The following is a 22,288-nucleotide window of genomic DNA, read 5'->3' as shown; positions in this document are numbered from 1 at the left end:
TCGCAGATTTTGGAGGTTTAGCAGATAAATTAGCTTTAGAAACTTTAAACTTTTAATCAGTGAGAATCTGCTTAATCTGCCAAATCTGCGGGAGCCAATATTTAGGAAATAATTTAAAGATTATATTGATGAACAGTTTTTTTTCTCGCAGATTTTGGAGGTTTAGCAGATAAATTAGCTTTAGAAACTTTAAACTTTTAATCAGTGAGAATCTGCTTAATCTGCCAAATCTGCGAGAGCCAATATTAAGAACCAATTTAAAAGATTATATTGATGAACAGTTTTTTCTCTCGCAGATTTTGGAGATTTAGCAGATAAATTAGCTTTAGAAACTTTAAACTTTTAATCAGTGAGAATCTGCACAATCTGCTAAATCTGCGGGAGCCAATAAAAAAATAAACAATGAAAAACCTGAAATTCTACAATGCTTTGTTTTTAAGAATACTGTGTATTATGGTATTGTTTTTCTTTTGCGGTTTTCTGATTTATAAAGGCCTTTATTACAATGCCATTTTGGTTGGTTTTTTTGCGGTTATACTGATTTCTGAAATGTATGTTGCCATAAAAAACCGATTGCTGTTTTACGATAAAACCCTGCTTTCGATACTACAGAATGATTTTTCGACCAATTTCCCGGAAGAGTATAGAAAAGAAAACTTTAAGACGTTGTATCTGTTGTACAATACATTAAAGTTTAAGGAACAAGAGCAGATCTCGAAAGAACTTATTTATCAATCGATTCTGGACAATATTGATACCGCCACTTTAATTTTGGAAAAAGAAAATGACGAATGGCACATTTTCCTGATGAATGATTGTTTTTCGAACCTTTTTAAAGTACCAAAAGTCAGTCATTGGAAATACCTTAAAAATTATCTGCCTTCGCTTTGTAATGAAATCGAGAAACTGGGTTTTACCGAATTAAAATCAGCTATTTCGATAAAAATTGAAGAACAGGATCTGCAGACTTTTGTGTTGCAGACTTCCCATACCAAAACATACGACAAAGAATATTTCATCATTTTATTAGACAGCATACAGCGCGTCATTGAGAAAAAAGAGAAGGAAGCCTGGATCAATCTGATGAAGATTATTTCACACGAATTAATGAATTCCCTGACGCCAATTCGGGCACTTTCGCAAAATTTACTGCACATTGTAGATCAGGAACAACTGGAAGAAGAAGATTTTGAAGATATCAAAAGCAGTATTTCGACCATCATAAACAGAAGCGATCACTTGCAGGTTTTTGTCGAGAATTACCGAAAACTGGCCATGCTTCCGACACCGACTAAAGTAATGACACCAATCAATGCGCTTTTTGAAGATTGTATGCGAATCATGAGCCCGATTCTGAAAGCGGAAAATATCGAATTGATAAACGAAATTAATAGTTCACGATCGATTCTGATTGACAAAAACCAGATGGAACAGGTGATTATCAATTTAATTACCAATAGCGTGTATGCTTTGAAAGAGAAGAGCGAAAAGAAAATGTTTTTGTCCAGTTATACCGAAAACAACCGCTTTTTCATCACCATTTCAGACAACGGAAAAGGAATCGACAACGAGATCAGGGACAAAGTTTTCCTTCCGTTTTTCACCACCAGAAAAGACGGCGCAGGAATTGGGTTAACGCTTTCTAAAAACATCATAGAAGCACACGGCGGTTACCTAAGCTACCAGACCGATGAAGACCGGACGAGTTTTGTGATTTGTTTGATTTAGGGCTTCGACTCCGCTCAGCCTGACAAATTTTGGCTTTCACTCACAGTCACAGTCGCAGTCGCAGTTTTGGTGTCACCCTGAGCGAAGTCGAACGCTTTATTACGAAAAAGGGCTTCGACTCCGCTCAGCCTGACAATGGTTATGGTAAGTTGTCATTTTAATTTTAATAGAGTGTCACCCTGAGCGAAGTCGAAGGCTTTATAACGAAAAGGGCTTCGACTCCGCTCAGCCGGACAATTACAATTGAATTTCCGGTGTCCAAAAGTGTTTTTCGAGATCGATAATCTGATTGTTTTCTATAGCAATACCTTCGCTTTCCAGAAGCTGCTGCATTAGATTGGTTCCGTCAAAATGATGTTTTCCGGTCAGGAGTCCTTTTCGGTTAACGACCCGATGGGCGGGAACATCTTCCATGTTATGACAGGCATTCATGGCCCAGCCTACCATTCTTGCCGAACGGGCTGTCCCCAATGCCTTTGCGATAGCGCCATACGAAGTTACTTTCCCATACGGGATTTGTCTGGCAATCGCATAAACTCTTTCGAAAAAATTATCTTCAGCCATAGTTGATTTTTTTTATCACTCCCAGTAGCTATTCGGGATAAAAAGATTAAGATTTCTAACTAAATAATCGGCTAAATCTCCAAAATCTGCGTGAAAAATATTCCTCACAACAAGAATCATTTTTAATCTGCGGCAAATATATTTTTACCCAAAATAGTAATTCAGAATATTAAAAAGCGTCACCACAGCAATCAAACCGGTAATGCTTCCAATGATCGTATTCATATTTCGCATGATATAATCGGTTTTCTTTTCGATTCTTCCAAAGAAACCAATGTAGCTGTACAAAGCAGCAAATGAACCTACAACTGATCCAAATACAAAAGTAAAAATGACATTGTTTTCAAAAGCAAAAAGATGGTAAGAAGCCAAAGTGACACTCACCACAACATAGTACGGAATCGGGAAGAAATTCAGCCCCGAAAGCAACATGCCCAGAAAGAAACGGCTTTTTTTACTACTTTTTTTAATCTTCGATTTTTTGGCTTTCGGTTCTTTGGCGATAAACAAAAAGTAAATCGTCAGGATCGAAAAGATCGCAAAACCAACTTCACGCAATAAAGTAACCACATCCGGCCTATTGTCGATGACCTGAGCGAATAAAACGGCTAAAGAAACCTGAAAAAAAATGACCAGAACCGCACCAATGACAAACCATAAAGCATTCTTTTTTCCCTCTTTCAGATTTATTTTGGCTGCCGTCATGTTGATTAGACCAGGTGGAATAATTCCGATGAAAGCGGCAATGAAACCTGAAAGTAATGGAGTAAGTAATGCCATTCAGTTAAATGATGGGTTAGTATTTGTTTTTAAAACTAAATTAATCTTTAATTTTAAAACGAATATACGTAATTGCCTTGTTAATCTCTAAATATTGTTTCTCATAAAAAGTCTGGAAAGCAGTTACTTCTTCCGGACTTCCTTCGTTTGTATACACATTATGGTTGGCGTATAAAACTTCGTGTCCTTCTCCGTGCAGTAAGCCTAAGGTATAACCGTGCATAAATTCACTGTCGGTTTTCAGGTTTACCACACCGTCTTTTTTGAGGATTGTTTTGTATAATTTCAGGAACTCAGAATTTGTCATTCTGTGTTTGGTTCTTTTGTATTTGATTTGCGGATCCGGAAAAGTAATCCAGATTTCATCCACTTCATTTTCAGCGAAAATATGATTGATCAATTCGATTTGAGTTCGGATAAACGCAACATTATGCAGGCCTGTTTCAACAGCAGTTTTCGCACCTCTCCAGAAACGCGCGCCTTTAATATCAATTCCAATAAAATTTTTGTCGGGGTATTTTTCGGCTAATCCAACAGAATATTCTCCTTTTCCACAGCCTAATTCTAAAACTAACGGATTGTCATTTTTAAAGAAATCAGTATTCCATTTTCCTCTTAAAGGCATTAAATTGCCCACCACTTCTTCTCTGGTTGGTTGAAAAACGTTTTCAAATGTTTCGTTTTCCCTGAATCTTTTAAGTTTATTTTTACTTCCCACTTTTACAAAAATTTTCAGCAAAATTAAGGAATATAAACGAATGAATCGGAGTGGTTTTGTTTTTTGCCACGAATTACACGAATTTTTACGAATTAATTAAGCAGCATACTCGAAAAAATCAAGTTTAAAGTTTTTAGTTGTCAATTTTTATAATGTTTTTTGCCACGAATTACACGAATTTTCACGAATTAATTTAAGCAGCATACGCAAAGAAAAATTAGTGGAAATTAGTGTAATTCGTGGCAAACCATCTCTTTATTTAATTATAATTCGTAGCAAACCAAATATCTTAATGGTATTGCGTTTCCGGTACGGCCAGCATTTTAGGGTCAAGGGTTTCGTCGTGTTGGGATAAATCCAGTCCGATATGTTCGGATTCTTCGGAAACACGAAGCGGAATAATAAAGTTGGTTACTTTGAATAAGAAATAAGCCCCGAAGAAAGTAAAGATCGAAACCAGTACCAAAGCAATCATATGATGCATAAATACGTTCCAGCCGCCGTGCAGTAAACTAGCTTTTTCGCCATGCGCAAAAATCGCGGTTAGGATCATTCCCATGATTCCGCCCACACCATGACAGGCAAAAACGTCAAGCGTATCATCAAATCTTCTGGAGAAACTACAATTCACAACTGAATTAGAAACCAAAGCCGTTACAAATCCGAAAAACATACTTTCCGGAACCGAAACATAACCTGCTGCGGGAGTTATGGCAACCAAACCTACCACAGCTCCGATACAGGCGCCGAGAGCCGAAACTTTTCTTCCGTTCATTCGGTCAAAGAAAACCCACGTCAGCATGGCTGCCGCCGATGAGGTTGTAGTCGTTGCAAAAGCCATCGCAGCAGTTCCGTTGGCAGCAAGAGCAGACCCGGCGTTAAACCCGAACCAGCCAAACCATAACATTCCGGTTCCTAATAAGACAAACGGAATATTGGTCGGGATATGTAAACTGTTTTTTCTTTTTCCTAAAACCAGCACTCCGGCCAAAGCAGCAAAACCGGAACTCATGTGTACCACGGTTCCCCCTGCAAAATCTTTCACACCAAAATAACTGCCCAAAACACCGGTTGGATACCAAACGGCATGGCATAAAGGTGCATAGATGAAAATCGTAAACAAACTGATGAAAATTAAATACGATATAAAACGAACGCGTTCTGCAAATGAACCTGTAATAATCGCCGGAGCAATAATCGCAAATTTCATCTGAAACAAAGCGAATAACATAAACGGAATCGTGCTCGCTAATTTTTTATGCGGAAGAACGCCCACATAATCCATAAAAGCAAAAGTCGTCGGGTTGCCAAAGAAACTGTAAAAATGTGCTCCTGTGCCAAAACCTACCGGATCTCCAAAAGCTAAACTGAAACCCACGGTAACCCATAAAAGCGTTACCACACCCAGACAGATAAAACTCTGCAGCATCGTCGAGATTACATTTTTTTTGCCGACCATTCCGCCGTAAAAAAAGGATAATCCGGGTGTCATAATCAAAACCAGACAGCAGGAGGTAAGCATCCAGGCAACATCGGCAGGAACAATATGATCTGTAGTTCCAAATTCAGACAGTACGTAATTGTTTTCGGTAACCGTTGGCCAAAATGCGCCTGTAATACAAACAATACTTATAATAATAAAGGAAATGATCCAGCGTTTTTCTATTTTCATTTTTCAGATACTTTATTTAAACCCTATTTTTTTTGGGGTCAAAGTTAAAAAAAAATAAATATTCAGCTTTTTAGGGCTCATAAAATAGAGGGCGCGGCTTTATTTTAGTCAATTTTGTAAAATTCAATACCTTTTTTTGACAGTATGCTATTTTCAGGATTAAAAAAACAGGCTTACTTGATAAATATGTTATAATTAAATCGATATTCGGTTTTGTAAAGCACTCAAAAAGTTAGGATTATAATAACAATCCCTTAATTTGTTTATTTTTTCTGAAGCTTTGCAATCAGGGCATCTTCAATGGGCGCTTTTATTTTGGTCACAGCGTCAACCTCATCGTTCGGAACGGTCATCGATAAAACGTAGTGCTGAATTTTCCATTCTTTTCCCACTTTCACCAAAACACCCGATCCGCGGCAGATTTTCATTTGGGTACTGAGCAATTCATCAAACCAGGCGATTTTTCCAGTTTTGTCAAAAAAGATATGGCGTTCCAAAGCCTTAAAATTCCATGTAGTTCCTTTGTCGAAAAAAGGTTTAGCCCAGGCTTTGAAATCCGGTTTGGTCCAGTTTTCGGTGGCATCGGTTCCGATATAAATTGCATCATCAGCCATGGCATTAAAGTAGGCCTCAAACCTTACTTCGGCAGCTGCTTTGTGCCAGTGGTCTAAAGTATTGTTGATGTTTTCTTTTTCAGCATTTTGTGCATGGACAAAAGTCGCAACGAATAATAAAAGGAGAAGTGATTTTTTCATAATGGGTTTGTTTTTGGTTTTAAAGTTAGTAAATATATTTAACCGAAAAGGGCGCAATATGAAAAGCGCGAAGCACGCAAAGTTTTATTTTTTTTTCTTTGCGACTTCGCGTCTTTGCGTGCAATTCTCAACGCTTCGGGAGGCAGGTGGATATAGTTTAATCACGCAAAGACGCAAAGGCGCAAAGTTTTTTTTTAAGTTTTTCTTTGCGACTTCGCGACTTTGCGTGCAATTTCTCAACGCTTCGGGAGGCAGGTATACATAGTTTAATCACGCAAAGGCGCAAAAGCGCAAAGTCTTTTTTAAAAATCCTTGCGTGCTTTGCGTAAATCTTAGCGCTCCTTGCGGTTAAAAACACACAGTAATCAAAACTTAAATGAACTTATATCCCTTATATGGTTTATTTAGTATATTTGAATGCTCTAAAAATACTACCGTTATGAATTCAAAAATCATTATAAGCTCTATAGTCCTTTCTTCTTTGGTTTTGGTATCCTGCAAGAAGGAACTCGAGCCACAGGAAAACACGCCAACCTCAGAATTGGTAAAACTGGGACTAATGAAAGACACAACCAAAGTCAATACAGCAGCGGCTGCACCTGCGCCAACTGCCAACCCGAATACCGTTATGAACGCCACCGGCGGAATAAATCCGGCACACGGACAACCCGGCCACCGTTGTGATATTGCGGTTGGAGCACCGTTAAATTCGGCTCCGACACAAACACAAACGCAGACCACCACAACTCAAACGGCACAAACCATGCAGGTCAATCCGGGTAAACAGGTGGTGACTACGACCACAACAACGGCAGCTCCCGTAAAAGTGGCCAAAGGAATGAATCCGTCGCACGGGCAACCGGGACATAGATGTGATATTCCTGTTGGAGCACCGCTGAATTCTCCGAAAGCGAGTACAACCGCTACAGCTTCGGCTCCTTCGCAAGGCGGGTCTTTTTCGCAAAAAATAACCGTAACACCACCGCCTGCCAAAAGTAACTTACCGGCATTGCTGAGTACAGAAACTACGAATCAGGTAGCAGAAGGCATGAATCCTGCACATGGACAACCGGGACATCGTTGCGATATTCCTGTTGGGCAGCCGTTACCAAAATCATAAACACAAAAAAACCGAATACAAATCGTATTCGGTTTTTTGTTTCTATTCGTTAGCGATATCTCTATTGGTAGATTGATCTATATAAATTAATACTCTTTCATTTTTTCGAAAGTCGTAGTAAGTGATTTTTTTGCTTTGGCCATCGCACCGCTGAAGGCTTTTTCAAGCGTATCGGAGTGGTCTGTTACAGTTAAGGGTTGTAAATTGGCGACACGAACTTCGATCACGCATTTTTTATCGTTTACGCTGAATTTCTCTCCGTTTTCATCTCCGAAATGTACTTCAACGCGGGTAATTTTTTCTTCAAAACGGTTTAGGCCTTTTTCTAATTCTTCAGAAAAGTAAGTAGCTAATCTTTCGTGTCCTTCGATGTTCTTGTCTGTATTGATTTGAATTTTCATATGGTTTATATTTAATGATTGTTTCTCAAAGCTATCTTAATTAGAATGAAAAGCCAAGTGAGTTAATAAAACATTATGAAAATATTTACCCCATTTTGTCATTTCGACGAAGGAGAAATCACATCACAAACTGCACACCAATAGGAAAATATAAATTGTAAGAATTTATCTTGTATTTTTTTGTACTGACTTGCAGAAGTTCCCATCTTTTGTGTATCTTCGCAGTCCTAAAACTTTCAGATTATGACTTTAAAAAGATTTTCCCGTGTGGTATGCTGGCGGTATTGGAAACAACCGCAACGTTCTGAAAGGCGTAGGACAGCTAACCTACGCGGGTTTTATATTACCTAACCTTTCAGATTATGAGTACCAACACCTTTTCAAAAGAAACCGAATTGAGGTTAAATGATTTCTTCACCCAATCAATTGATCCGGAGAGCATGGCCAAAACCATCAGACACGTCAATTATCTGCTTGCGCTCGGCGTCATGCGCGATCACGAACCGCTGCATTCAGATAAAAGGAGTCTCGAAGTTTGCTTTTATTGGATGAACGAATTAGCCGAAATCCTAAATCCTTATCTGGATGTTGACTGATTAAAAAATTGGAAAAGCCACTGTTAGCAGTGGCTTTTTTTTGTTTAAAGCCGGTTTATTTTGAAAAAAATCTGTTGTAAAATTTCTGTTGTAAAAAAAAGTACAACAAAATATTTACAACGGTTTTGTTGTAAAAGCTTTGTTGGAGAAAAAAGTACAACAGAATATTTACAACAAATTTGTTGTAGAAATGAAATCAAAAAGTAAAAATACAACAAAGGAACTCCTGACTTTATAAATGAAAAAACCAGTCTAACTAGTGACTGGTTGATTTGGGTTTTTGATTGTTTTGCATGCACTTATTAAAAGTTAGTCTATTGACATTTTTGCAGATTCTTTCCAAAGGTAATTCGGAAGTGGTTCATTTAGCTCCCATTTAATATTCATTGGTTTTTCATTTTCATATTCTTTGAAATTTCCTTCTCCAATAAAAACATAGCCCATTGTATTTCCTTTCTCATCATTTGCTTTTTCTCTGATAAAAAGTAAAATTTTCTTATCATTTTCTTGTTGCTTAATATAAGATAAGCCTTTGCCAGTATCTGGTCTCGAGGAGTTTTGACTTTGCCAATGAAATAGAGTTTCACTTATAGCATAATCATCATACATAGTTGTTGGCGAAAAGTTCTCTTCAGTTTTAATTAAATTAATAAAAAGTATTTCTGTATTTAAATTTTTATTTTCTGCAGCGCCTTCTCGATTAGATGATTTTTTATCAAATGTACTCAAACGGAAAGCTGCTAATATTTGATCTCTCGTATATCGAGCATGTAATTTTAAGGGTTGTTGATAAGGTAATTGAATGTCAATTTCTTTAAAACCAATTTTATCGATTAATATTTCTAAAACTTCTATAATCTCATTAACAAGAGTTTTATTTTTTCCTATTTGAATTATACTTTCCTCTAAAGAATCGAATCCTCCAGCATTTTGCCATACATCATAATGTAACATTAACAACATGGTTTTTTGGTTTTCCTCGAAATCATCAATTCTAATATTAAAACCTTTTTTTGCAATTCCTAAAATGAAATTAAAATAACTTGTTGAATTTGTAGAAAGCCATTTATTACTTATAGCAGAATAAATTTGGTTTTCATTTATGTTTTCTAAATCATCAATTATTCCTGCTCGTTGACATAACCTTGACCAGCTATCTTTTTTGTAAATTGTTTCAATTGAGATATGATACAATTCAATGAAATTATTTAAGGTCAAAGGCAAATCAGTTTGATGTTGAAAATTTATGATTTTAGTTATCAATTGATTTACATTTAATGATGTAGCTTTTTTAATGTTTTCAAGAATTGTTTCTTTTGCTTTTTTCTCTAAGACAATTGAACAACCTAAGGGTAAATGGGGAAAATCATCTTCAATTTCTTTTTGAACTGAAGTTGTTGTTTTTCCTATTAAAGCTCTAAACTTACTTTCAAAATCATATTCTGATCTTGAATTTCCAACAAAATCCAAAACAGTTAAGCAATCTTTTCCTTCTGCTAAGCGCAAGCCACGACCTAACTGCTGAAGAAAAACAGTCAAACTTTCTGTTGGTCTTAAAAACAAAACGGTATCAATTTCAGGAATATCAACACCTTCATTGAAAATGTCAACTACAAATAAATAATTGAATTCTTTTTTCTTGAATTTCGCTCTGATTTGGTCTCTTTCACTTGCATTTTTAGCTGTCAAATAACTTGCTTTTAATCCTGCTAAATTAAATTTTTCTGCCATGAAGACCGCATGTTCAATGGTTACGCAAAAGCCAATCGCACGAATGTCACTTATATCATTAATGTATTTATTAAGATTGGTAATTATTTCTCCAACACGAATATCATTTTTAGTATATAATGATGTCAATTCGCTTGCAACATATTTACCTTTTTCCCATTTTACATTTGTTAAATCAATACTATCAGTAATTCCAAAATATTGAAAAGGGCTTAACAGTTTTTTGTTTAATGCTTCAGGAAGTCTAATTTCTGCTGCGATACGGTTACAGAAATCATCTAGGATATTTTCATTATCCATTCTTTCTGGAGTTGCAGTTAATCCTAATAAGATTTTAGGTTTAAAATAGTTTAGAAAAGGTCTATAACTTGAAGCTGATCCATGATGTGCTTCATCAAGAATTATAAAGTCATAGTAATCTGGAGAAAGGTTTAAATCTTTTAATCTATTATTTAAAGTTTGAACAGAAACAAAAAGGTATTCATTAGAATTGGGCTCAATTCCATCAACCCATAAATCACCAAAGTTATTATCTTTTAAAACTCCTTGAAAAGTTGCTTTAGCTTGTTGCAAAATTTCCTTTCTATGTGCTACGAAAAGTAATTTCGATGATTTATTATTATTTCTGAAATTTTTGTAATCAAATGCAGATATTACAGTTTTACCAGTTCCTGTCGCTGCTACTAAAAGATTTCTATATCTATTGTGAACCGTTCTTTCAACTTCTAACTTTTCGAGAATCTCATTTTGGTAGGGAAAGGGTTTAATATCAAAATAAGTTGTTGTGAATGAATATTCTTTTGAAAATCTACCTTGTTTAAGAGCATCAACTAATTTCTCAGAATGAATATTTTTATCGTATAATTCAAAGTCTGCATTTTGCCAATATGCCTCAAATGTTTTTTTAAATTTATCAATTATATGTCCAACTTCTTTAGTGGTAACTTTTAAATTCCACTCTAAGCCATCAGTTAAAGCTGAGCGAGAAAAATTAGAAGAGCCAATATAACCCGTATGAAATCCTGTATTTCTTTGAAACAAATAAGCTTTTGCATGTAAGCGTTCATTTCCTGTATTATAGGAAACCTTAACTTCTGTGTTTTCTAATGACGCCAAAAATTCAACAGCTTTTGAATCCGTTGCACCAATATATGTAGTTGTAATTACTCTTAGTTTTCCTCCTCTTTCGGTAAATTCTCTTAATTCACGCTCAAGAATTCGAATACCTTTCCATTTGATAAACGAAACTAATAAATCGATTTTATCTGAAGATAATATTTCTTTTCGCAATTCACTTTCTAAAGTTGTTCCTGCATTTCCTCCAGTAAAAAGCTCGCTATGAATTAGTCTAGTGTAAGGCGTAATTTGTTTTAAATGTAAATCTAAGTCGGTAAAATGAGCATCGACTTTTGTAAAAACAGCGTTCAATATTTTTCCTTCTGTTTCAATTAAATCACCTTCAAACTCTTCGTTTTTTAATTCATCTCTTAAAAGTTGAATTATTTTATTTGAAATTTTTATTTGATTATCTATTAAATCAATCTCTTTTTGTTTAGGTAAATTTTCTAAAGCATATTTGATGACTTTGCCAATATGTTGTGATAATAATTGAGATGCTTCAGCTTTGTCTATTGAAGTTTTTTTTATTTGAAATGTATCTTTATCTAATTCGTTTATTTTGTGGTTTATCAGCTTAGTAACTAATTCTTCATATAATCCTTGGTTCATATTTCAAGTTTTAAAAATTCTTCAACGATTGGTAAATCTGCATCTGCCCAATCAAGGTTTAATAATTCAGATTTTTCTACTAGTTTATAGTCTTTATGTTCTGCTAACTTAACTTCACCTGAAATGTAATGAGTTAAAAAAGGAATTAAATTAATTTTAAAAGAGCCATAGTCATGAATGTTATTTGATAATTTTTGCAGTACTTCAATATTTATATTTATTTCTTCTTTAACTTCTCTTTTGATACAATCTATTTCACTTTCATTAAATTCTAACTTACCGCCAGGAAATTCCCATTTTAAAGGCAATTTCATTTTTTCATTTCTTTGCGCAACGAGAATTTTTTCATCTTTTAAGATGATTGCACAGGTGACATTTATGATTTTAGACATTTATGATAATTTATAAATAGAAGAGTTGATAATGAAGTTTAATATTAGTGAAATATAATCATATTAGCTATAGTTCTGCTTTTTATAAATATATAAATGAAAACAAAAAAAGAAAATCTTTGTCGAATTACGAGTGTGATTTCTCCCTTCGTTCGAAATGACAAGATTGGGTGGAAGTGTTATAAATAAATCTACTTCCCCTTCTTCCCCCACTTAATTTTCATTTTCCCTTCATCATCAACAGCATTTAAATGCAGGACAAGACCACGTTCGCGAACCGCATCGCGTTCGGCCTGGGTGGCTAGATTGATGTCGTTTTTGGAGTTTCGGAGTGGGATGGTGAGGGCGAGATTGGTGCCACGGCCAAAGGAATAAATACCTTCGGCATCGAGGTTTAGGACGCTCGAACTGATGGTGAAATCCTTGACATCAATCTGCTCTCCGCGCAATTTAAGAATGCCCGATAAATCACTAAACGTAATGTTTTTGACATCGCGAAACGGGAAAGCAAACTTTCCGATTTTTACAATAGGCTCGAAGTTTAACAAAGCGCCCTGTTTGACGTTGAATGTCAGATTGCCGTGCATCGAATTCGTAATCAGCGAGCCATTACCGTTGATAAAACCTGTTACATTGGCCTGGCTGCTGAGTTTTCCCTTGATGTTCCCGGGGTTAAAAGACGTAACGCCGAAGTTGTTAAACGAGCGTAAAAAACTCGCAATATCTACCCGCTTGACCTGTGCGTCAGCGCTAAAGGCAAAGTTTTTTCCGCTGGGCTGTACTTCGCTGTTAAAGGTGATGCTTCCGCCGGAGGTTTGCAGCGAACCGTTTTTGATGACTAATTTCGAGTCGATCATCTGAACCGTTGCCGTGGTATGAGTCGCCGTTAGTTTATTATAATTGATTTTGTCGGCTTTGATGTCGATTACGACCAAACATTTGTCGATTACGGTTCTGAGATGGTTCGAGATAGTAGTTCTTTTGCCTGCTTTTGCAACCGCTTTCGTTTTTTTGGAAGTAGCCAAAACGCCCAGAAATTGTTTAAGGTCGATATTCGGGCAATAGATTTTCCAGTTGACGATCATTTTCTCCGGAGCGTCGTAATAGAGGTTCAGGAAATTGTCAATTTTTCCTTCTATGAAAACAGTGTTGTTTTGGTGTTTATAGGCAATTTGTTTGATCAGCAGCGCCTTTTCGGTAAAGTCCAGATGAATGTTGGTTTTTACGGCACGCACATTTTTTGGGATGTAATGAAAGGAAGCATCATCCACATCTATTTTGCCAATAAAACGCGGTTTTGTAATGTACAAATCGACAATATCAAACTGGAATTTCAGGTTGGCTTTGGCGTGACCGGATGTAAACTGAATCCATTTGTCGTTGCTGATTTCGTTGAGTTTTTCTACTTCAAAATCAGAACTTACGTTTCCGGTAGCCACAGGTTTATTGAGATTGTTAATCGACAATTGTGGAATCGTAAGCGGAATATTTTCATAATCCCCCGCAAATTGGGTCAGGATAATTGCCGAATTGGCGTCGTTGTAACCGTCTTTGGGTTTGAAATTATTGGTGAAAATTCCCTTGAAATTACAGTTTTTGATCAACCCGTCGGGAATACTCAGTTCGTTGTCTTTTATGATCGCCTGAACGACAATTTTGGGATCGCCCTCGGCATTAAAATCGCCTTTGATGTCGCAATTTACGTCTATGGGTTGGCTCAAATTGAATCGGTTTAACTTCGAACTGATGTTGGCAGATAAGACATTCGAAGCATTTTGCCATAAAATGGTAGTCCCGATATTGATTCCGAACAGGGCATTGCCTTTGGCGAGATTAAAAAAAGCGATGATGTCAAAAGAGTCCGTTCCGATTTTTAGATTTCGGGTGACGACATTTATTTTTTCTTTTTCGGAAGAATACGCAACATTAAAAGTTCCCCTGAGTTCTTTCTCTTTGGCAAAACTGCCATGTTTGGTATTAAAAGCCAGACTTTTGATTTGCGTGTCCAGAAATACATCGGTTTGCCAGTCGTCTCCGTCGTATTCTACTTTGGTTTTCAGGCTGGAAACATCAAAATCAAACAGTTTATGTCCCAAACGATTGTCCAGAATAAAATGTACGTCGTTGAGGTCGACCTGATCGATTGTCGTTCCGGTATTGGATTGATCTGCGGGTGATTTTTTCTTTTTGGGTTTAAAGATATCCGCGTTCGAATAACCGTTTTCGGCTTTGTAGACGTAAATATCCGCATCGTTAATGAGGATTTTATGAATGTTGACTTCGTTTTGCAGCAGGCTCCAGATGTTCAGACGCGCTTCGATTTCTTTGGCTTTTAGTAAAGTGTGCTGATGGGTTTTCCATTGGTTATCCTTAAGTTCAACCTCTTTTAAAGCCAGGGTAAAATTAGGGAAGCCGGTTAGGAACTTATACTGAAAATCGCCCACATGAAACTGTCCGTTGATGTTTTCGTTGATGGTGGTGTTGATCTTCGCGATGATTTCAGTCTTGTTCCGGTTGAAATAAAAAGACAGGCTTCCGGCCAGAATAAGAACCATTACAATGCAGCCTGCAACGAAATAGCCAAAACGTCTGGCGTATTTTTTAAAACCCGCGTATTGCAAGAAGTTTTTGATCTGAAGTAAAGCTGTTTTCATCTGAACGGTTTTTCCGGATTACTAAAGGTACACTAAAAATGGGTGAAATTCCTAAAAACGTGCCTTCTCAATCGGGTATAGGACAAAACTTACAAATAAGAATTTTAGTACTAATATAATTAATGACAATACGTTTATAATGAAAACTAATTTGGTTATGGCGTTTGATTGATTTAAAATTTCTAAATTTGTACTCAGTTAAGGAACAAATTAAAAATTGCTCCCCTGAGAGAAATTCAAGGGATAAACTTTAAATAAAAATTATTATGGCATTAGCAATAACAGATGCTACTTTTGACGAAGTAGTTTTGAAATCAGATAAACCAGTAATGGTAGATTTTTGGGCAGCATGGTGCGGTCCTTGTAGAATGGTTGGTCCGATCATTGATCAGATTAGCGAAGAATACGCAGGTAAAGTAGTTGTTGGTAAGGTAGATGTAGATGCTAACCAGGAATTCGCTGCAAAATATGGTGTGCGTAACATACCTACCGTTTTGGTTTTTCATAACGGTGAAGTAGTAGGAAAACAAGTAGGAGTTGCTCCGAAACAAACCTACGCAGATAGTTTAGACGCTTTGTTGTAATCGTAAGATTATGATTTATATAAAGAAGGTTTGGCGAAAGTCAGACCTTTTTTATTTATAAAAAAATGCCAGACCCGACAGGTTTTTAAAACCTGTCGGGTCTAATCGTTACAGGTTAAAAGGTTTTTTTTGCCACGAATGTCACGAATTTCCGCGAATTAATTATTTTGATTTTGCTTAAAAAAGGTTGCCAGAGATTAAAGTGATTTAAAAGGATTTTTTTTGCCACGAATTACACGAATTATCACGAATTATTTATTACGTTTATTGAAAAAGCTTGCTGCAGATTAAAGGAATTTAAAAGATTTTTCTAATCTGTGAAAATCCCTTAATCTGTGGCATAAAAACACACACATTTTAATTCGTGAAAATTCGTGAAATTTGTGGCAACTTATTATTTAAATTCGTGGCAAACTCTATTTTAAGAATTTAATTGTAAAGGTCGTTCCTGAATCGGGTTTTGAAGTTACTTCGATTTTACAATTAATGGCGGTTGCCAAATCCCGAATTAAGTGTAATCCCAATCCGGATTTGATTCCGATGACTTCGGAGTCGTCGTATAAGGCTTTAAACTGTTCCTGAGTTCCGCCGGGGCCATTGTCGGTAATGGAAAGACAGGTTTGGTTGTTTTCTTTGCGGGCTTTCCAGATTATTTTTCCATCGGGAGTTTTATCCAGTGCTTTTATGGCGTTTCCGGTCAGGTTTCGGATAATGGTTTTCAGGTAATTTTCGTCGGTATCCAAAATGATATTTTGCGGATCTTCAAATGAAATTTGGATGTTTTCAATTCCGGAGAAATGCTTTTGGATTTCATCAAATAAAACGGCAACCGGCGTTTTCTGAAGATGAGGTTTAAAGTTTTCCATCTGCCCTTTACTCCACAACAGAATATCTTCCATGGAGGAGAGTAAATTCTCGGCCCCACTAATGACTTTGGTCTGCATTCGTAAAGCGGTGGCTTCGTCAATGAGTTCCGGACTTTCTTTCTGAAGGTGCAGGAAGTGAATTAAATTCGAAACCGGGCTTCGTAAATCGTGGTTCAGGATACTAAAGAAACGTGCTTTTATTTTGTTGGCTTCATCTAATTCCTGATTCAAAACCTGTAATTTCTGATTGGTTTTCTTTCTGTTCTGACTTTGTTTGAATAATAATAATCCGATAATGGCGACTAATGCCAGTCCGAAAACTAAAAATAAAAGCTGTTTTTTAGTTTCTTTAATCTGAATGTTTTTAATCGTATTTTGTGCTGAAAGGCTTTTTATTTCCTGCTTTTTGGTTTTGTTCTGATAACTTGCTTCGGCATTGGCAATGCTTTGTTTGGCCGATTCCTGCATTATCTCGTCATTGTATTTGCTGTAGATTTCGTTGTAATGGTACGCTTCTTTCCACAGCCCCAATGCGGCATAACTCTGGGAAAGTTTTTTATTGATATTTACATAGGATTCCTTATCGTAGGTCAATGCATTTTCTGAAGCTTTTTTTAAGGTTTCGATGGCCTTTTTGTATTCTCCTTTTTCATATAGAACCCTTCCCATTATGGCGTTTGCTTCCATAATGATATCCTCATCATTTGATTTTTTTCCTAATACAACTGCTTTTTTAGCATAACTAAAGGCGGTATTTATTTGGCCTTCATTAGCGTAATATTCCGATACGCTTCTATTGGCAAAACTTAAATTAAGAAATAACGAATCTTTTTTAGAAGGAAAAGTATATACTAAGCGGTAATATTTCTGAATGCTGTCGAGGTTTTTTAAAGGAACAAAACACTGTAGGTAATAGTTGCAGGAAAAAGCACTGACATAAGGAGAAGTCTGTATGTAGGGCTGGGCATAATTTAAATATTCAATGGCTTTATTGTATTGTTTCATTTTGGTGTACGCAGCTGCAATCTGGCTATAAGAAACGCCGATGGTCTCATCGTTGGCCACGGTTTCTCTAAGCAGTTTTTTGTAATTAATCGCTTTGAGCTGGTAACTGATAAAGGTTTCATATTCGGCATTATCAAGATAATATTCGCCAAGGCTTCCGTAAAGAACAGATTTGGTATAGGTGTTTTTTGTCGTGTCCAGAACTTGTTTGATATGGGCTATTAATTGTTTTCGTTTTGAAGTTTCATTAAGGGCGTAATAGGCATAACTGAGGCGCATTAAAATTGAGGTTTCGTTTTTAAGATGGCGGGCCTTTTGTGCAAATTTTAAGGCAAGCTCATAATTAACGCATGCTTGTTTGTTCTGATTGTTGTTGAATTCGTAAGCGTTTCCTTTTAAGAAATAAAACCTTGATTTGTAAGCGAGATGATCTTTAGAAAGTGCAATCCCTTTTTGTGCGGCGATCAGCAGTTTAGGATAATCTTCGGAATCTAAAACTTCGTAGGTGTATTTCAGCCAGACTTTTAGTTTTTCGTTGTTAGTTTTATAGCGGGACAAATTCGGTTCTTGTTGTGCAAAAACAGAAAGCGTTATAAAAAACAGAAATAAAGAAAGGCCCTTTCTCATCTAGATCAGATTTAGGTTTTCCTTATAACTTCTTCCCACCGGAATTGAAATATTATTGTTTAGAATAATTTCCGTCGAATTCATTTTATGGATAAACTGTTTCTGCACCGCAAAACTTCTGTGAATCCGTATGAAGGACTGAAAATGATCTTCTTTGAGAAGATTGCCGATGCTCGACAAAACGCAATGTCTCTTTTTTTCGGTAATCACCAGCGTGTAATCTTTAAGGGCTTCGAGATATAAAATTTCATGCAGTTTGACTTTGGTCTGTTCGTGGCCTTCTTTGATATAAATGGTATCGCCACCGATGCTGGCTTCAAAAAGTAAGGCTTTGAGTTTAATTTCCATAAACTCTTCGACGCGGCTCATAGTCTGAGTGAAGCGATCGAGCTTTAAGGGTTTTACAATAAAATCGAGTGTTTCTATTTCAAAACTTTCTACGGCATGTTCCGGATGTGCGGTGATAAAAATACAAACCGGAATTTCCATAGCCTTTTTTCTAAACTCTATTCCGTTTAGGCCCGGCATATCGATATCCAGAAATAAGATATCGACTTTTTGTTCTTCGATAAACGGAAGCGCTTCATCGGCCGATTCAAAAACACCTAAGATATCCAGGACCGGAAATTTTTTGGCAAACGATAACACCGTAAGTCTGTCTATTTCGTCATCGTCAATAATAATACAAGTATATTTTTTGGTCATTTAATTCGATTTTACGTCGTCTGTCTATTTAAAATGTCGTCTGTCTATTAGCTGTTTTTCCGCCGATTTTAATGCTGCAAATTTGTCTCGTAATAAAGCACAAGATAGAAAGAAACGTTCTTTTAATCGTCTTTGGCTTTTACAAAAATAACGCTATTGAATTAAATACGAATCATTTAATAAATTTTAAAACCAAAATTATTATGAAAATTTCAAAAACCATTTTTACGCTTTTTTTAGTCGCCATTTCTACCATGTCCTGCAGCAGCGATGACGGAACTGACGGAAAAGACGGAATCGATGGACAAGCAGGAGCAACCGGAACCGCCAACGTTATTTACAGTGCATGGCTAACAGCGCCAACAGCAGTTGCAGAAACTATTGATGGGACTTCAGGGATGTCTACCAGCATTGTTGCGCCCCAGTTATCAGAAGATATTCTTGCCAAGGGAACCGTATTGGTCTATATGTCTTTTGGAGCAGGAAACTATCCATTACCTTATACCTCAACAGCAGGAGGATTTGTTAACACCATTACAGCTATCTCTACGGTAAAGAAAATCAAATTGTTCCGATTCAGACATGACGCAGGAGGAACTGTAAATCTTCCAACATCCCTTAGCTGGCGTTATATCCTGATTCCGGGTGGCGTTGCCGCTGCAACAGCTAAAACTGCAAAACCGGATTATTCTAAAATGAGTTATCAGGAAGTTTGTGCACGTTTTAATATTCAGCCTTAATTTTTAGAAAAATAAATAAATATTTAGAATTTAAAAGACCAGATAAATAACCAGTTAAAATAATTTTTATGAAAACTTTAAAAACAATTTTGTCCATTTTTTCGCTTGCTGTGTTTGCTATTTCCTGCAGCAGTGACAACGATAACGGACCAGAACCGATTAAATACGCAGAAGAAAATCCTTTAGATGCTTATATGGCAGGTTCAGGATTCAGCCAAAAAGCGGTTGATGTAAAAAACTCAGGAATCTACGAATATGGTTTTAGCTTTAAACCAACAGTAACGGGAAAAATAAACGCTTTAGTGGTAAAAATTCCGGATGTAAACCCAACTTTAAGAATTACAATATGGGATGCAGCAACCAAAACAGTTATAAAATCTGAAGTTATAAATGTAGCAACAGCCAATGTTACCGTTGAAAAAGCGATCACTCCGATTGCATTGACAAAAGATAAAGAATATTTCTTCACGGTAAACAGTGACGACTGGATCAACAGAACCAAAACAGACGGATCAGCAGCGACTTATCCGATTGTAGCCGGAAATATAACCATTACAGGATATGCGTATATCTCAAGTACAGCAGCAGAAACACTGTTCCCGACAAACGCTCGTAATACCTACTATGCAGGAGATATGAGCTTTAAATTTCAACGAACTGAATAATTTTTATTTTGGATGATTTGAATTAGTTAAAAAGGTTTGGCGTCAGTCAGGCCTTTTTTTATTTTTAAATGATTTAATCTTTTAATACATTTGAAAGATGAAGATCGAATCGGAAATAGAGAAAGTATCCAGCTTTCAGCACCTCGAAATGCTGGCGAATCAGGTAGTGGAAGGATTTATATCGGGAATGCACAAGAGTCCGTTTCATGGGTTCTCGGCTGAATTTGCGGAGCATAAAGTGTATAATGCCGGAGAAAGCACCAAACATATCGACTGGAAATTGTTTGCTAAAACCGATCGCCTGTACACCAAACGTTTTGAGGAAGAAACCAATTTGCGCTGTCACCTGATTGTCGATAACTCGTCGTCGATGCATTATCCGGAACTCAAATCAAATCAGCCCTTTTACGAAAAAAAGATTGGTTTTGCTGTCCTGGCTTCGGCAGTTTTAATGAATATCCTGAAGAAACAGCGTGATGCCGTTGGTCTGAGCGTTTTCTCGGATACGTACGAATATTACGCTCCCGAAAAAGGAAGTGACCGTCACCACCGAATGCTGCTCAATAAATTAGAACAGTTATTAGAACAGCCAAAAGTTAAAAAAAGCACCGATACGATTACTTATCTGCACCAGATTGCCGAAAAAATGCACCGCCGCTCGATGATCATTTTATTTACGGATATGCTGCAATCGGAAGAGGATGAAAAGTTGTTTAACGCCTTGCAGCATTTAAAACACAACAAGCATAAAGTGGTACTGTTTCATGTTATTGACAACAAAACAGAGTTGAAATTCGATTTTGACAATACCCCCAGAAAGTTTATCGACTTAGAATCAGGAGAAGAAGTGTCGATTTTTGCCGATAATGTAAAAGCAGAATATGAAAAAAGAGCAGAGGAGTACTTTAAAACACTGGCGCTGACCTGTGCAAAGAACCAGATTAAGTACGTTCCGGTGAACGTGGGAGATAATTTTGAAAAAATATTGACTACATATTTAGTTGAAAAACAAAACTTTGGCTAACGAATTAAAAATATATTTAATTTTTTTTAGCAAAACGCTTGCAGAAATGAAATTCTGTACTATCTTTGCAACCGCAATAACGCAGAGGTTTGGTAGTTCAGTTGGTTAGAATACATGCCTGTCACGCATGGGGTCGCGGGTTCGAGTCCCGTCCAGACCGCAATATTGGGAGAAGCCTTTCTTAACGGAAAGGCTTTTTTGCCCAAATACGGTATCTAAGATTAGTTGTGTTGTTTGCTACGAATTTGTAACTCGTAGCTGGTTTAGTAGTTAGACCAATGAAAAGCTTTCCACTTTTGTGGATGGCTTTTTTGATTTAGGACCTATCAGAATTAACCGCAAAGAGCGCTAAGATTTACGCAAAGGTTCGCAAAGTTATTTATAGCTTTGCGAACCTTTGCGATTTAAACCTTGCGTACTTTGCGGTTAAATTAGGATTAATTCCTAAATTTTACTTCAAATAAACGAACAGTTAGTTCTGGTCATCATCCTTTACACATCTTGGAAGATTTCTTGGATTTGGACAATAATACGGTCCGGTAATGCAAGTGTCTGTAACATCTGCTGCCGGGCATGTTGGGTTAACGCCCCCATTAATAGATTTTAATTCGTTAACGGTTAATTTTTCGGCACCTTTTAAATTCTTTAACATAGATCTATGGTTTTAATATTGGTTAATATTCCAATCATTTAAGACACTTGGAATTTGTGTCTGCAACACTAAAAAAACAGTGATGCATATCCTTACAAATATTAAGTTTTTATTCAACATAAATACTTTTAGATTGCAGTTTTAAAATTCTGACACAGATAATTTATAAATTGTAGAAGAGGGTAAAAAATAAAAAATTTTCATCCTTCAAGGATTATGATGATACACTTAACACAGTTTAATGTTTTTATCTTACCTAATAAGGGTTAAATCCGGCTCTTTTTGTTTTTGTACTTCAATAGAAATCAATTGGTTAAAATTTTAACTATTTTATTTGTTTAAAAAACGAAAAAAACCTTGCAAAACCCAACTTCTATTGTATTTTTGCACTCACAATAACGCAGTTGGTTTGGTAGTTCAGTTGGTTAGAATACATGCCTGTCACGCATGGGGTCGCGGGTTCGAGTCCCGTCCAGACCGCAATATTGGAAGAAGCCTTTCTTAACGGAAAGGCTTTTTTATTTTTATATTTAACCGCAAAGTTCGCAAGGAGAAAAACGCAAGGTTCGCAAAGTTTATTT

General features: G+C 36.4%; 19 protein-coding genes and 2 tRNA genes. 9 read left to right on the top strand and 12 right to left on the bottom strand.

Annotated elements, in window-relative coordinates:
• Positions 1-402: 402 nt before the first annotated feature.
• Positions 403-1,728 carry a PAS domain-containing sensor histidine kinase gene (locus LPB89_RS01680; RefSeq protein ID WP_230699985.1) on the top strand — a complete coding sequence of 442 codons (1,326 nt, stop codon included), beginning with the start codon at positions 403-405 and terminating at the stop codon, positions 1,726-1,728.
• Positions 1,729-1,965: 237 nt separating this feature from the next.
• On the opposite strand, the gene LPB89_RS01675 is transcribed toward LPB89_RS01680, so the two are convergent.
• The 5 genes from LPB89_RS01675 to LPB89_RS01655 all read right to left on the bottom strand — a co-directional run bounded on the left by LPB89_RS01675 (position 1,966) and on the right by LPB89_RS01655 (position 6,217).
• Positions 1,966-2,292 carry an MGMT family protein gene (locus tag LPB89_RS01675; protein WP_230699984.1) on the bottom strand — a complete coding sequence of 109 codons (327 nt, stop codon included), beginning with the start codon at positions 2,290-2,292 and terminating at the stop codon, positions 1,966-1,968.
• A gap of 144 nt (positions 2,293-2,436) precedes the next feature.
• Positions 2,437-3,072 carry a LysE family transporter gene (locus tag LPB89_RS01670; RefSeq protein WP_230699983.1) on the bottom strand — a complete coding sequence of 212 codons (636 nt, stop codon included), beginning with the start codon at positions 3,070-3,072 and terminating at the stop codon, positions 2,437-2,439.
• A gap of 40 nt (positions 3,073-3,112) precedes the next feature.
• Positions 3,113-3,790 (bottom strand): tRNA (guanosine(46)-N7)-methyltransferase TrmB, encoded by a 678-nt coding sequence (gene trmB, locus LPB89_RS01665; protein ID WP_230700545.1) that lies wholly within the window; start codon positions 3,788-3,790, stop codon positions 3,113-3,115.
• A 289-nt stretch (positions 3,791-4,079) separates the two neighbouring features.
• Positions 4,080-5,462 carry an ammonium transporter gene (locus LPB89_RS01660; protein ID WP_154340255.1) on the bottom strand — a complete coding sequence of 461 codons (1,383 nt, stop codon included), beginning with the start codon at positions 5,460-5,462 and terminating at the stop codon, positions 4,080-4,082.
• 263 nt (positions 5,463-5,725) lie between these two features.
• A complete protein-coding gene (locus LPB89_RS01655) occupies positions 5,726-6,217 on the bottom strand; it encodes a nuclear transport factor 2 family protein (protein ID WP_230699982.1) in 492 nt (163 codons plus the stop codon).
• A gap of 439 nt (positions 6,218-6,656) precedes the next feature.
• Here LPB89_RS01655 and LPB89_RS01650 point away from each other — a divergent pair, with 439 nt between their 5' ends.
• On the top strand, positions 6,657-7,337 hold the full coding sequence (locus LPB89_RS01650) for a hypothetical protein (RefSeq protein ID WP_230699981.1): 681 nt from the start codon (positions 6,657-6,659) through the stop codon (positions 7,335-7,337).
• 86 nt (positions 7,338-7,423) lie between these two features.
• Here LPB89_RS01650 and LPB89_RS01645 read toward each other — a convergent pair whose 3' ends face one another.
• Positions 7,424-7,738, bottom strand: a complete 315-nt coding sequence (locus LPB89_RS01645) for an HPF/RaiA family ribosome-associated protein (protein WP_230699980.1) — start codon at positions 7,736-7,738, stop codon at positions 7,424-7,426.
• 362 nt (positions 7,739-8,100) lie between these two features.
• Here LPB89_RS01645 and LPB89_RS01640 point away from each other — a divergent pair, with 362 nt between their 5' ends.
• On the top strand, positions 8,101-8,334 hold the full coding sequence (locus LPB89_RS01640) for a hypothetical protein (RefSeq protein ID WP_127340679.1): 234 nt from the start codon (positions 8,101-8,103) through the stop codon (positions 8,332-8,334).
• Positions 8,335-8,643: 309 nt separating this feature from the next.
• On the opposite strand, the gene LPB89_RS01635 is transcribed toward LPB89_RS01640, so the two are convergent.
• The 3 genes from LPB89_RS01635 to LPB89_RS01625 form a co-directional block, all read right to left on the bottom strand.
• Positions 8,644-11,793, bottom strand: a complete 3,150-nt coding sequence (locus tag LPB89_RS01635) for a DUF3427 domain-containing protein (RefSeq protein ID WP_230699979.1) — start codon at positions 11,791-11,793, stop codon at positions 8,644-8,646.
• Complete coding sequence (locus tag LPB89_RS01630; protein ID WP_255667658.1) at positions 11,790-12,185, bottom strand: (deoxy)nucleoside triphosphate pyrophosphohydrolase; 396 nt, start codon at positions 12,183-12,185, stop codon at positions 11,790-11,792. Before LPB89_RS01630 ends, LPB89_RS01635 begins: the two co-directional genes overlap by 4 nt.
• A gap of 191 nt (positions 12,186-12,376) precedes the next feature.
• The gene (locus LPB89_RS01625; RefSeq protein ID WP_230699978.1) at positions 12,377-14,839 is read right to left on the bottom strand and encodes an AsmA-like C-terminal region-containing protein; all 2,463 of its coding nucleotides are present in this window, start codon (positions 14,837-14,839) and stop codon (positions 12,377-12,379) included.
• A gap of 266 nt (positions 14,840-15,105) precedes the next feature.
• Between LPB89_RS01625 and trxA the strand changes: the two genes are divergently transcribed.
• A complete protein-coding gene (gene trxA / locus LPB89_RS01620; protein WP_041516662.1) occupies positions 15,106-15,423 on the top strand; it encodes a thioredoxin in 318 nt (105 codons plus the stop codon).
• Positions 15,424-15,839: 416 nt separating this feature from the next.
• On the opposite strand, the gene LPB89_RS01615 is transcribed toward trxA, so the two are convergent.
• Positions 15,840-17,921 (bottom strand): ATP-binding protein, encoded by a 2,082-nt coding sequence (locus tag LPB89_RS01615; RefSeq protein ID WP_230699977.1) that lies wholly within the window; start codon positions 17,919-17,921, stop codon positions 15,840-15,842.
• Positions 17,922-18,626 carry a LytTR family DNA-binding domain-containing protein gene (locus LPB89_RS01610; protein WP_230699976.1) on the bottom strand — a complete coding sequence of 235 codons (705 nt, stop codon included), beginning with the start codon at positions 18,624-18,626 and terminating at the stop codon, positions 17,922-17,924.
• Positions 18,627-18,829: 203 nt separating this feature from the next.
• Here LPB89_RS01610 and LPB89_RS01605 point away from each other — a divergent pair, with 203 nt between their 5' ends.
• The 4 genes from LPB89_RS01605 to LPB89_RS01590 all read left to right on the top strand — a co-directional run bounded on the left by LPB89_RS01605 (position 18,830) and on the right by LPB89_RS01590 (position 21,215).
• Complete coding sequence (locus LPB89_RS01605) at positions 18,830-19,366, top strand: hypothetical protein (RefSeq protein WP_230699975.1); 537 nt, start codon at positions 18,830-18,832, stop codon at positions 19,364-19,366.
• A gap of 68 nt (positions 19,367-19,434) precedes the next feature.
• Positions 19,435-20,031 (top strand): hypothetical protein, encoded by a 597-nt coding sequence (locus tag LPB89_RS01600; RefSeq protein ID WP_230699974.1) that lies wholly within the window; start codon positions 19,435-19,437, stop codon positions 20,029-20,031.
• A gap of 97 nt (positions 20,032-20,128) precedes the next feature.
• Positions 20,129-21,055 carry a DUF58 domain-containing protein gene (locus LPB89_RS01595; RefSeq protein WP_127340691.1) on the top strand — a complete coding sequence of 309 codons (927 nt, stop codon included), beginning with the start codon at positions 20,129-20,131 and terminating at the stop codon, positions 21,053-21,055.
• A gap of 86 nt (positions 21,056-21,141) precedes the next feature.
• Positions 21,142-21,215: transfer RNA gene (locus LPB89_RS01590), tRNA-Asp, on the top strand.
• A 312-nt stretch (positions 21,216-21,527) separates the two neighbouring features.
• Here the strand turns inward: LPB89_RS01590 and LPB89_RS01585 are convergent.
• Positions 21,528-21,707, bottom strand: coding sequence for a hypothetical protein (locus LPB89_RS01585; protein WP_230699973.1), 180 nt, complete (start codon positions 21,705-21,707; stop codon positions 21,528-21,530).
• Between the two features lie 406 nt (positions 21,708-22,113).
• On the opposite strand from LPB89_RS01585, the gene LPB89_RS01580 reads away from it, so the two are divergent.
• Positions 22,114-22,187 (top strand) — tRNA-Asp (locus LPB89_RS01580).
• Positions 22,188-22,288 lie beyond the last annotated feature (101 nt).

Source organism: Flavobacterium sp. ENC (assembly GCF_020991415.1).
In the GTDB taxonomy this organism is placed as follows: Bacteria; Bacteroidota; Bacteroidia; order Flavobacteriales; family Flavobacteriaceae; genus Flavobacterium.
This window is presented reverse-complemented; position numbering and strand designations above follow the sequence as displayed.

Excerpts from the sequence above, each read along its gene's own strand:
- LPB89_RS01680 (WP_230699985.1), top strand. The coding sequence starts at position 403 with ATGAAAAACCTGAAATTCTACAATGCTTTGTTTTTAAGAATACTGTGT.
- LPB89_RS01675 (WP_230699984.1), bottom strand. The coding sequence starts at position 2,292 with ATGGCTGAAGATAATTTTTTCGAAAGAGTTTATGCGATTGCCAGACAA.
- LPB89_RS01670 (WP_230699983.1), bottom strand. The coding sequence starts at position 3,072 with ATGGCATTACTTACTCCATTACTTTCAGGTTTCATTGCCGCTTTCATC.
- LPB89_RS01660 (WP_154340255.1), bottom strand. The coding sequence starts at position 5,462 with ATGAAAATAGAAAAACGCTGGATCATTTCCTTTATTATTATAAGTATT.
- LPB89_RS01655 (WP_230699982.1), bottom strand. The coding sequence starts at position 6,217 with ATGAAAAAATCACTTCTCCTTTTATTATTCGTTGCGACTTTTGTCCAT.
- LPB89_RS01650 (WP_230699981.1), top strand. The coding sequence starts at position 6,657 with ATGAATTCAAAAATCATTATAAGCTCTATAGTCCTTTCTTCTTTGGTT.
- LPB89_RS01645 (WP_230699980.1), bottom strand. The coding sequence starts at position 7,738 with ATGAAAATTCAAATCAATACAGACAAGAACATCGAAGGACACGAAAGA.
- LPB89_RS01640 (WP_127340679.1), top strand. The coding sequence starts at position 8,101 with ATGAGTACCAACACCTTTTCAAAAGAAACCGAATTGAGGTTAAATGAT.
- LPB89_RS01635 (WP_230699979.1), bottom strand. The coding sequence starts at position 11,793 with ATGAACCAAGGATTATATGAAGAATTAGTTACTAAGCTGATAAACCAC.
- LPB89_RS01630 (WP_255667658.1), bottom strand. The coding sequence starts at position 12,185 with ATGTCTAAAATCATAAATGTCACCTGTGCAATCATCTTAAAAGATGAA.
- LPB89_RS01625 (WP_230699978.1), bottom strand. The coding sequence starts at position 14,839 with ATGAAAACAGCTTTACTTCAGATCAAAAACTTCTTGCAATACGCGGGT.
- trxA (WP_041516662.1), top strand. The coding sequence starts at position 15,106 with ATGGCATTAGCAATAACAGATGCTACTTTTGACGAAGTAGTTTTGAAA.
- LPB89_RS01615 (WP_230699977.1), bottom strand. The coding sequence starts at position 17,921 with ATGAGAAAGGGCCTTTCTTTATTTCTGTTTTTTATAACGCTTTCTGTT.
- LPB89_RS01610 (WP_230699976.1), bottom strand. The coding sequence starts at position 18,626 with ATGACCAAAAAATATACTTGTATTATTATTGACGATGACGAAATAGAC.
- LPB89_RS01605 (WP_230699975.1), top strand. The coding sequence starts at position 18,830 with ATGAAAATTTCAAAAACCATTTTTACGCTTTTTTTAGTCGCCATTTCT.
- LPB89_RS01600 (WP_230699974.1), top strand. The coding sequence starts at position 19,435 with ATGAAAACTTTAAAAACAATTTTGTCCATTTTTTCGCTTGCTGTGTTT.
- LPB89_RS01595 (WP_127340691.1), top strand. The coding sequence starts at position 20,129 with ATGAAGATCGAATCGGAAATAGAGAAAGTATCCAGCTTTCAGCACCTC.
- LPB89_RS01585 (WP_230699973.1), bottom strand. The coding sequence starts at position 21,707 with ATGTTAAAGAATTTAAAAGGTGCCGAAAAATTAACCGTTAACGAATTA.